Source organism: Lysinibacillus mangiferihumi (assembly GCF_003049665.1).
Classification (GTDB): Bacteria; Bacillota; Bacilli; order Bacillales_A; family Planococcaceae; genus Lysinibacillus; species Lysinibacillus mangiferihumi.
This window is the reverse complement of record NZ_PYWM01000004.1, coordinates 265519-272632: the sequence shown is the minus strand read 5'-3', so window position 1 is coordinate 272632 and position 7114 is coordinate 265519. Positions and strand designations below refer to the sequence as shown.

Genomic DNA, 7114 nt, shown 5'->3' with positions numbered 1-7114 from the left:
AAGTAGCGAATACCCGGGGAGTAGAGTGAAATACCCGCGAAAAGAAAGCGAATACCCGCGGAGTAGAGTGAGATACCCGGGAAGCAAAGTAAAATACCCGCGAAACAACTGAAACACCAGTAGTAAAGAGATCATCTTAGGTGTTAGCAGAATCCTGCAAAAAAGCTGATGTATTTACACATCAGCTTTTTTGTCTACCAATACATAGATATTTAATGAAAATGTTTTTACCGTGACATTTAAGGAAATGCTGTTTAATAGGTCGTTCAGAACAGATAACCATAAATACTGTAAGCTAATTGGGTAGGAATGGAACGCTAAAAACGTTGACACAAAGCGCTTTCAAGGCAACTTAGGTTGCTTAATGTATACCCGAAGTGGTACAATATAATTTAGTCAAAAAGAGCCAAGGGGGCATTTCTATGTCAATTGAATTAAATAATGAATTCGGCCAAATTGATATTTCAACAGATGTACTTGCACAAATTGCTGGTGGCGCTGCTATAGAATGCTACGGTATTGTTGGCATGGCATCTAAACATCAAATTCGTGATGGTCTAACTGATATTTTACGTAAAGAGAACTTTGCAAAAGGTGTTGTAATTCGACAACAAGAAGAAGATTTACATATTGATATGTATATTATTGTTAGTTACGGGACTAAAATTTCGGAAGTTGCTTATCAAGTACAGTCGAAAGTGAAATATACAGTGGATAAAACATTAGGTATGAGCGTAAAATCTGTCAATATCTTTGTGCAGGGCGTTCGTGTAGCGAATGAGTAAGAGGAGGAACAAATTCGAATGCAGTCTTTAGACGGATTAAAATTTGCTGAAATGGTGCAAATGGGTGCTCATCACCTATTCCAAAATGCAAATTATGTAGATTCTTTAAATGTATTCCCAGTACCAGATGGGGATACAGGGACAAACATGAACTTATCGATGACATCTGGTGCTAAGGAAACCGAACTTCAAGCGTCAGAACATATTGGGAAAACGGCACAAGCGTTATCAAAAGGATTGCTTATGGGTGCACGTGGGAATTCAGGTGTAATCTTATCGCAACTATTCCGAGGTTTCGGTAAATTTGTAGAAAAAGAAGCAACAATTAATGCAAAAGCATTTGCTGGTGCCTTCCAAGCTGGTGTAGATACAGCATATAAAGCAGTAATGAAACCGGTTGAGGGAACAATCTTAACTGTTGCACGAGAAGCGGCTAAAAAAGGTGTAGAAGTTGCTGAAAGTGAAAACGATATCATTGCTGTTATGGAAGCATTTACGGCGGAAGCAAAGGCTTCACTAGAGCGCACACCTGAACTTTTACCGGTGTTAAAAGAAGTAGGCGTCGTGGATAGTGGTGGTCAAGGATTACTATTTGTCTACGAAGGTTTTTTAGCCTCTTTAAAAGGCGAGCCACTACCAAAGAAAAATGATGCAACATTAGATGATTTAATTAATGCCGAACATCATAGAGCCCAAGACTTTATGAATACTGCAGATATTGAATTTGGCTATTGTACGGAAATTATGGTTCGTTTTGAAGAGGATAAAGAGCCATTCAGTGAGGAACAATTCCGTAATGAATTAAACCCATTAGGTGACTCGTTGCTTGTTATTTCAGATGAAGAAATTGCGAAAGTGCATATTCATTCTGAGCAACCGGGCGCTGTTTTAGCGATGGGGCAAAAATATGGTAGTCTTATAAAAATTAAAGTTGATAATATGCGTGAGCAACATTCCGCTATCGTTGGCGAGGATCACAAAGCTTCTGCACCAGCTCCAGCGAAAAAAGCTGAAAAGCATCCTTATGCGATTGTTACGATTGCAATGGGAGAAGGTGTGGCTGAATTACTACGCTCAATTGGTGCTTCTTATGTGATTGAGGGCGGACAAACGATGAACCCTTCAACTGAAGATATTGTGAAAGCTGTACAGGAAATTGGTGCTGATAAAGTACTTATTTTACCAAATAACAAAAATATAGTAATGGCAGCAGAGCAAGCTGTAGAGTTATTGGATATTGAAGCTGCAGTTGTGGCAACAAAAACAATTCCTCAAGGGATGGCAGCCATTCTATCATTTAATCCAGAAGCGACAGTTGAAACAAACCAAAAAGCGATGACAGAAGCATTTGCTCATGTAAAAACAGGGCAAGTCACTTATGCAGTGCGTGATACGTCGATTGATGGCGTAGAAATTCATAAAGACGATTTTATGGCGCTTGCTGAAGGGAAAATTGTGCTCTCTACACCAGCGTTAAAAGACGCTGCTGAGAAAGTTATTACAGATTTAGTAGATGCAAATACGGAAATCGTAACAATTATTTATGGCGAAGATACGTCTGAAGAAAAAGCCTCTGAATTAATCCAATTTATCGAAGAAAACTATCCAGATGTCGAAGTGGAGTTATTTAATGGTAAACAAGGATTATATCCGTATATTATTTCGGTAGAATAATATTAGGTAGCAGAGTGAACGAGTAGACGAAGCAGTGCACAAGTTGTGTACTGCTTTTGTTTATGGTAAAAGGAATGCCAGCGTTAAAAATAAGGAGAAATAAGCAAAATAGATCGTTTTGTGTATTTCTTCAAAGGACAGTTAACTTGTAAATGCTGGAATGTCAGCTCTTTAGAGTGCTTGTATTTCTAGGGAGTACAATAAAGGAATAATATAAATTATTAAGAAATTATAGTCGTTTTAATTTTCTGAAAGTTGATAAAGTAGTGCTTTACTTTTATAGTAACTATCAAGCATGATATAAGTAAACGTAAAATTATTATATGAATAGAATAGAGGGGTGCTTGTATGAAGTTTACATCGGTTTTTGATATTATTGGACCTGTTATGATTGGTCCATCTTCTTCTCATACAGCAGGTGCAGCACGTATTGGCCGTGTTGCAAGAGATTTATTTGGCAGACAGCCGAAATGGGTGAAAATCCATCTATATGGTTCGTTTGCTGAAACGTACAGAGGACATGGGACAGATGTAGCAATAATTGGTGGTTTATTAGATTTTGATACATTTGATGAGCGAATTAAAACAGCTTTTGAGCATGCAGAAAAAGCTGGAATGCAATATGAATTTATTCCGGAAACAGCTAATACAGAGCATCCAAATACAGCGAGACTAGTATTTGGTGACGATGATGGTGAAATGTCAATTGTCGGTATTTCAATTGGCGGGGGAAAAATTGAAGTAAGCGAGGTCAATGGCTTCAAGCTTCGATTAACGGGTGGCATGCCTGCCATTCTTGTTGTACATGATGACCGTGCGGGCTGTATTGCCAATGTGGCAAATTGCTTAGCAATGCATAATGTCAATATTGGCCATATGGAAGTTTCACGTATTGAACGTGGCTTAACGGCTTTAATGGTGATTGAGATAGATCAAAATATTGAGGACAAAGTACTTCAACAAATTTCATTAATACCATATATTACAAAAGTGTCGAAAATTAATAACTAAGGGGGTGTCTCAAAATGGATGTATTATTTCATAATGTCCGTGAGCTTGTAGAACGAGCGGAGCGTGAAGAAAAGCAAATTTCTGAGCTGATGATTGAACAAGAAATATTAATAAGTGGACGAACACGCCAAGAAATTATGCAACAAATGGATCAAAACTTAACAGTGATGGAGGAAGCAGTTGAACGAGGCTTACAAGGAGTAAAGTCTGTTACAGGTTTAACTGGTGGTGACGCTGTCCTGCTTCAGAATTATATTGCACAAGGCAAATCGCTTTCTGGAGATTTATTATTGGATGCGGTAAGTAAAGCAGTTGCTACGAATGAAGTAAATGCTGCCATGGGCACAATTTGTGCAACACCTACAGCAGGTTCTGCCGGAGTAGTGCCAGGCACTTTATTTGCAGTGAAAAATAAGCTAAACCCAACGCGTGAGCAAATGATTCGCTATTTATTTACTTCAGGCGCCTTTGGTTTTGTGGTAGCAAATAATGCTTCTATCTCGGGTGCTGCAGGTGGCTGTCAGGCTGAAGTTGGTTCGGCAGCGGGTATGGCGGCGGCGGCAATAGTGGAAATGGCAGGAGGGACACCTCAACAATGTGCAGAAGCATTTGCTATTACGCTGAAAAATATGCTAGGTCTCGTTTGTGATCCCGTAGCGGGCTTAGTCGAAGTGCCTTGTGTTAAACGTAATGCTATGGGGGCAGCGAATTCGCTTGTAGCAGCAGATATGGCTTTAGCAGGTGTTAAGAGCCGTATTCCATGTGATGAAGTCATTGGAGCGATGTATCGCATCGGTCAGTCAATGAGCCCGAACTTGAAAGAAACAGCACGTGGTGGACTTGCGGCGACGCCAACAGGCAAAGCAATTAGCAATGCAATTCTTAATAATGGCGATTTACAAAGCATACTAAAAGCAAGAATCACAATAGAGTAGAAGAATGCAGAGACAAAAGTGTTAGATTGATTGCAATCAATCTAACGCTTTTTTGCTGTGATTTGCTAAGACGAATGCTTAATTCATTAATTCCTATCGGTCATATTAGCTAGTTGGGTTTGCACTCAAAATAATATGTGTTTGTAACATTATTATAAATTTTTAAAATTACTTGTCCGCCAACTTCATAGCATTGGGAACTTGCTGAATTGATTTCTTTCGTATTAAAATAACTAGTTGAATGTATTAAAAAAGAGATGCCAAGTAAAAGAATAGCCAATAACCACAAACCGTTGTTAATATGTTTATTTTTAGTCATGTGAACCTCCTTTAGTTCGGGAATAATGAATCAACTACTATTCTAATTATAAACTGTTTATGAATATTTTTCCAATTTATGTTTAGATAAATGTATCTATATGCTTTAAGTAGTTACTACGATGACACGAAAGAAAAGGTTTATGATACAGTTGAATACGTAAAAATAAAATGGTAATAATCTAGAGATTCCATGAGCACAAACAGGGACTTGGATAGAAGGGAGGTAGGCTCTTTTGATTAACGAAAGTTTAAAATTGATGTTGCTTGCATCTGTGTTAATGAAAGGAGCCGTTGTAAAAGGTGACTGAATTAAGCAGTCCTGTCTCCGAATTAAAAGGAGTCGGGAAAGAAACCGCAGCACACTTAGAAACATTGGGTATCGAGACGGTAAACGATATTTTATGGACCTTTCCACATCGGCATGAGGATTTCCGTTTAAAGGATTTAGCGCAAACACCACATAATGAGCGAGTTACCGTTGAATGTAAAGTAGAACGTGAGCCGACTGTGTTGTTTTTAGGACGCAACAAATCTCGCTTGCAAGTAACAGTGCTTGCGGGACGCCATTTAGTGAAAGTAGTATTTTTCAATCAAAACTATTTAAAGCAAAAGCTTATACCGGGTACTATTGTGACAGTGACGGGCAAATGGGATAGAGGCAGACAAGTTATTAATGGCACCACTGTCACATTTGGACCGAAAATCGACCAAGTAGACTTTGAACCTGTCTATAGCTTGAAAGGTTTAATTCCACAAAAACGGTTTCGTAAATATATGCGACAGGTGTTAGATGACTTTGGTGCGGTGTTACCAGATGCGATTCCACAGCATTTGCAGGATGCCTATAAATTAGTCTCAATACGCGATGGGTTGGAAGGTATTCATTTTCCACAAAATGCTGAGCATGCGAAACAAGCAAGAAGACGCTTTGCTTATGAAGAATTATTAAACTTTCAGCTCCGTATTCAAGCATTACGTAAACTACGTAAGGATACTGAACACGGTACGATTATACAGTTCGACTTGCAAAAAGTACGGGCATTTATTGCTTCATTGCCATACGAGTTAACAGGTGCTCAAAAGCGTGTTGTCAATGAAATATGTAAGGATTTAAAAGCGCCGCATCGCATGAATCGTTTGCTACAAGGCGATGTTGGGTCGGGAAAAACAGTTGTGGCAGCTATTTGTTTATATGCTGCTGTAACAGCTGGATTTCAAGGTGCGTTAATGGCACCGACGGAAATATTAGCTGAGCAACATGCTGAAAACTTAATCGCTTGGTTTGAGCCATTTGGTGTACGTGTCGCGTTATTATCAGGCTCAACGAAAACGAAGGAGCGCCGTCTACTATTAGCTGCACTTGCTGATGGAGAAATTGATATTGTTATAGGCACGCACGCTCTTATCCAACCGGATGTCCTCTTTAAGAGACTGGGCTTTGTTATAACGGACGAACAGCATCGCTTTGGTGTGGAGCAACGTAGGATTTTGCGTGATAAAGGAGAAAACCCTGATGTGCTCTTTATGACGGCAACGCCTATCCCACGAACACTGGCGATTACAGCGTTTGGTGAAATGGACGTCTCGTTAATTGATGAAATGCCAGCAGGGCGTAAAGAAATTGAAACGCATTGGATGAAAAAAGAACAACTAGGTTCTGTATTATCTAAACTAGAGTTAGAGCTGACAGCAGGTAGACAAGCATATGCCATTTGTCCTTTGATTGAAGAGTCGGATAAACTGGATGTACAAAATGCCGTAGAGATTTATGAGCAACTCGCATCGTATTTTACTGGACGCTTTAAAGTTGGGTTAATGCATGGTCGCTTACCAGCAGATGAAAAAGATGCGATCATGCGAGGCTTTAGCGAGGGCGATATTCACGTCTTAGTATCTACGACTGTTGTTGAAGTCGGCGTAAATGTGCCCAATGCAACGTTTATGGTAGTCTACGATGCGGAACGTTTTGGCTTAGCGCAGCTACATCAGCTCCGCGGTCGTGTAGGACGTGGTGAGCATCAATCCTACTGTCTATTAATTGCTGATCCAAAATCGGATGAGGGTAAAGAGCGAATGCAGTCTATGACCGAAACAAATGATGGTTTCCGACTAGCTGAAAAAGATTTAGAGCTTCGTGGGCCAGGAGATTTTTTCGGCCGTAAGCAAAGCGGTTTGCCTGATTTTAAAGTAGCTGATTTAGTACATGATTATAGAACCCTGGAGACGGCACGAAAAGATGCAACAGAAATGATTGAAACAGATGCATTTTGGCATGATGAGACGTATCGATATTTGCGTGAAATGCTACAACAGTCTGGCGTCCTCCAAGGCGAACGATTTGATTAATGTAGTGTTGTGTAAGAAGGAATGTGAGAGCTTGTTTTTGAA

General features: G+C 39.6%; 6 protein-coding genes. 5 read left to right on the top strand and 1 reads right to left on the bottom strand.

Annotated features, from left to right (window positions below):
• The first annotated feature begins 422 nt into the window (after positions 1 to 422).
• The 4 genes from C9J37_RS06505 (at position 423) to sdaAA (ending at position 4405) form a co-directional block, all read left to right on the top strand.
• Positions 423 to 785: an Asp23/Gls24 family envelope stress response protein gene (locus C9J37_RS06505; RefSeq protein WP_024362072.1), complete on the top strand. Its 363-nt coding sequence runs from the start codon at positions 423 to 425 to the stop codon at positions 783 to 785.
• Between the two features lie 18 nt (positions 786 to 803).
• Entirely contained in the window at positions 804 to 2459 is a 1656-nt protein-coding gene (locus C9J37_RS06500) for a fatty acid kinase ATP-binding subunit FakA (RefSeq protein WP_107894717.1), read from the top strand.
• Positions 2460 to 2807: 348 nt separating this feature from the next.
• Positions 2808 to 3470: an L-serine ammonia-lyase, iron-sulfur-dependent subunit beta gene (gene sdaAB / locus C9J37_RS06495; protein ID WP_107894716.1), complete on the top strand. Its 663-nt coding sequence runs from the start codon at positions 2808 to 2810 to the stop codon at positions 3468 to 3470.
• A 14-nt stretch (positions 3471 to 3484) separates the two neighbouring features.
• Complete coding sequence (sdaAA, locus tag C9J37_RS06490) at positions 3485 to 4405, top strand: L-serine ammonia-lyase, iron-sulfur-dependent, subunit alpha (RefSeq protein ID WP_107894715.1); 921 nt, start codon at positions 3485 to 3487, stop codon at positions 4403 to 4405.
• A gap of 109 nt (positions 4406 to 4514) precedes the next feature.
• On the opposite strand, the gene C9J37_RS06485 is transcribed toward sdaAA, so the two are convergent.
• Positions 4515 to 4724, bottom strand: a complete 210-nt coding sequence (locus C9J37_RS06485) for a hypothetical protein (RefSeq protein ID WP_107894714.1) — start codon at positions 4722 to 4724, stop codon at positions 4515 to 4517.
• Positions 4725 to 5026: 302 nt separating this feature from the next.
• Between C9J37_RS06485 and recG the strand changes: the two genes are divergently transcribed.
• Positions 5027 to 7072: an ATP-dependent DNA helicase RecG gene (recG, locus tag C9J37_RS06480; protein ID WP_107894713.1), complete on the top strand. Its 2046-nt coding sequence runs from the start codon at positions 5027 to 5029 to the stop codon at positions 7070 to 7072.
• Positions 7073 to 7114: the final 42 nt, after the last annotated feature.

Bases quoted from the DNA above. Each gene is read 5' to 3' on its own strand.
- sdaAB (WP_107894716.1), top strand. From the start codon at position 2,808: ATGAAGTTTACATCGGTTTTTGATATTATTGGACCTGTTATGATTGGT.
- C9J37_RS06505 (WP_024362072.1), top strand. From the start codon at position 423: ATGTCAATTGAATTAAATAATGAATTCGGCCAAATTGATATTTCAACA.
- C9J37_RS06500 (WP_107894717.1), top strand. From the start codon at position 804: ATGCAGTCTTTAGACGGATTAAAATTTGCTGAAATGGTGCAAATGGGT.
- C9J37_RS06485 (WP_107894714.1), bottom strand. From the start codon at position 4,724: ATGACTAAAAATAAACATATTAACAACGGTTTGTGGTTATTGGCTATT.
- sdaAA (WP_107894715.1), top strand. From the start codon at position 3,485: ATGGATGTATTATTTCATAATGTCCGTGAGCTTGTAGAACGAGCGGAG.